Source organism: Plesiomonas sp. (genome assembly GCF_051650925.1).
Taxonomy (GTDB): domain Bacteria; phylum Pseudomonadota; class Gammaproteobacteria; order Enterobacterales; family CAMTGL01; genus Plesiomonas.
This window is the reverse complement of sequence record NZ_JBOFRH010000601.1, coordinates 1-3,194: the sequence shown is the minus strand read 5'-3', so window position 1 is coordinate 3,194 and position 3,194 is coordinate 1. Positions and strand designations below refer to the sequence as shown.

Annotated in this window: 2 protein-coding genes; one reads left to right on the top strand and one right to left on the bottom strand. The window is 43.8% G+C overall.

Features of this window, described 5'->3' with window-relative positions:
• Positions 1 to 480 precede the first annotated feature (480 nt).
• Positions 481 to 1,827, bottom strand: a complete 1,347-nt coding sequence (locus tag ACRC27_RS14350; protein ID WP_438622505.1) for an anaerobic C4-dicarboxylate transporter — start codon at positions 1,825 to 1,827, stop codon at positions 481 to 483.
• Positions 1,828 to 2,206: 379 nt separating this feature from the next.
• Here ACRC27_RS14350 and ACRC27_RS14345 point away from each other — a divergent pair.
• Positions 2,207 to 3,194 (top strand): 3-deoxy-7-phosphoheptulonate synthase (locus tag ACRC27_RS14345; RefSeq protein ID WP_438640194.1); only part of this gene is annotated, 988 nt, incomplete at its 3' end.

The window sequence follows — 3,194 nt, the reverse complement described above, 5'->3', positions numbered from 1 at the left end:
GTGGTCAATGCTTTGCTCTCTTTAAATATGCATAAAGTAATTTATTATTATCTTGTATTTAAATGGGATCACAATACATACATGTCACATAATCATCATGTGCAATAATTACGGGTGTTATTTCAACGGAATAGGCATGTCAGCATTGTTGCATATTAATTTAGTAGTTTAATGGTATATCTGTCATTTATTTATGCCTATTCTTTTGTAGTGATGATTGGCGCGACAAATATTTGGCTTGATGTGATTATTTCGTTTTAATTCTTCGCTTATTTATAGTTTTCACATGAAAATAAACGTGCTGATATTAAACTGTATGAATAACGAGTTTTTGTTATAAAAATAAGTGCTCTTTTAGCTCTTGATTAAAGTAGGGCGATGTAAATATTAGAAACGCAGTTTTTTTGGAATGGAATACAGAGTCTAAAACAGATGTTTGGGCAGCATAACGCTGCCCGAATTGTGGGTTTGGCCATGAAATTACAAGAAGGTTTCAACCAGCAGAAACCCGACTGCACTTGCGGTTGAAACACCAATTAACCCCGGCAAAATAAAACTGTGGTTAATAATAAACTTACCGATACGGGTTGTACCAGAGCGGTCAAAACCGATACAGGCCAGATCACTTGGGTAGGTTGGCAACACAAAATAGCCATAACAGGCTGGGAAAAATGCGACGATCATTTTCGGATCAACACCCAGTGCCAAGCCCATTGGAGCGATAGCGGTCAGTGCGGCGGCCTGACTATTAACCAGCTTTGACACTAAAAAAAGTACCAGCGCATAAGTCCATGGGTGGGCAACCACAACATCGGCCAAACTCTCTTTAAGTAAAACCATGTGTGCTTGGAAAAAGGTATCACTCATCCATGCCACACCAAATACAGAAAATATGGCAACCATACCTGCTTTAAATACGGCACTGTTTGCTATTTCACCCGGTTTAACTTTGCACAGCATTAAGATCAGTGCACCGGCAATCAGCATCATCATCTGAATGGCGATGTTCATTGATAGCATTTTGGTTTTGCCATCACCCAGATCAAACACCGGGCGTAGCTGATCAAATGCACCAAGCAGTACCACAACACCAATGGCAGCAAAGAAAATAGCCGTTGCCCAGTAAGACTCTTTCGGGAATGACTCATTAAGCAGTGTGCTGCTACCGCCATAGATATACTCACGCTGCTTAGGATCTTTCAGTCTGGCCTGAAATTCAGGATCATCATCGAGATCTTTACCACGACGCAGACTCCACAGCGCTGCAACCAGCACGCCACACAATGATGCCGGAATCGAAATTGCCAGCAGTGTCAGCATACTGATGGCTTCGCCAACACCCTGTTTCGCTGCAAGAATAGAGAGCAGTGAGACAACCGCCACCGATACCGGTGAGGCACAGATCGCCATTTGTGAGGCCACTGATGCCACCGCCATTGGGCGTTCCGGTCGGATATTCTTCTTAATGGCGATATCCGAAATGATCGGGAACATGGTGTAGACCACATGCCCAGTGCCACACAGGAAAGTCAGTGTCCATGTCGTGAGCGGTGCAAGAATAGTGATGTATTGTGGATGGCGACGCAGCAGACGCTCTGCATATTGCATTAGAACATTAAGCCCACCTGCCGTTTGCAGTACAGAAGCACAACCAATAACGGCAAGAATTGTCAGCATAACGCTGACCGGAGGCTCACCCGGCATTAAGCCAAAGACAAAACTAAGTATAAATAACCCGATACCACTGATTAAACCTAAGCCCATTCCGCCAAATCGGGTACCAACTAATAAACACAATAGAACAACCGCAAATTGTAACGCAATCATAAAGCCAATCCCTGATTATGAGTTTTATATAACATTGATATTAAACTAATTTAATTATTATCCCTTTGCAGAGATAAAACAGCGGATGCGATCACCGAACACTGAATAGGAAGGTGATACAGGTTCGATTCTTGATAATCGGTTTACATCAAACAGAGTGTGACTTTCTTTGCATTTCCATTCGATTGTAATCTTAAGTTTACGGAATAAGGCTTTGTAATTGGTGTTAGTAATCTTTTCGTTACGAAAATGGATTGAAAAGTTTACGTATATTGGTATTGTGAATGGAAGCACACTTTAGCCTGTGCTGATACGATTGAGAGCTCGGAAATGGCCGTATTGCCTCATGTTGTAATACCAAAGACCAAGGATGATAAAAATGCAGCGAGATCACGTAAATAATGTTCATATCAGCGCCGAACAGGTGATGATTACCCCTGATGCACTAAAAGAGAAATTACCGGCCAGTGAACAGGTTTTGAATCACATTGCCGCATCACGCCAGACAATTGCTGATATTATTCACCACCGTGATCCGCGTTTACTGGTGGTTTGCGGGCCCTGTTCGATTCACGATACCGATGCCGCGCTTGAGTATGCTCGCCGTTTACAAGTGCTTTCCAACCAATTGTGTGATCACCTCTATATTGTGATGCGGGTCTATTTTGAAAAACCACGTACCACAGTGGGTTGGAAAGGGCTTATTAACGACCCTTATATGGATGGCTCTTTTGATGTTGAAGCTGGGTTGCACATTGCCCGATCACTGCTGATTGATTTAAATGAAATGGGCATGCCGCTGGCCACTGAAGCCCTTGACCCGATCAGCCCGCAATATATCGGCGATCTGTTCAGTTGGTCAGCAATTGGTGCACGAACAACAGAATCACAAACCCACCGAGAGATGGCTTCAGGGTTATCCATGCCCGTTGGTTTTAAAAATGGTACTGATGGTAGTCTGAGTACCGCGATTAATGCGATGAAAGCGGCATCTATGTCGCACCGTTTTATGGGAATTAATCAGGCCGGTCAGGTTGCGTTGTTACAAACACAGGGCAACCCTGATGGGCACGTTATTTTACGCGGCGGAAAAAAACCGAACTATTCGGCAGAAGATATTGCTTTGTGTCAGGCTGAAATGGCCAAAGCAGGTTTACCAAGTGCGCTAATGGTTGATTGTAGCCACAGCAATTCAAATAAAGATTATCGCCGTCAGCCGGCGGTTGCCGATGAAGTTGTTGCCCAAATTCAAGCCGGTAACCGTGCAATTATTGGTATCATGCTGGAAAGTCATTTACAGGCGGGTAACCAGTCAGCAGAACAACCACGTGATCAGATGGCCTACGGTGTCTCGGTCACCGATGCCT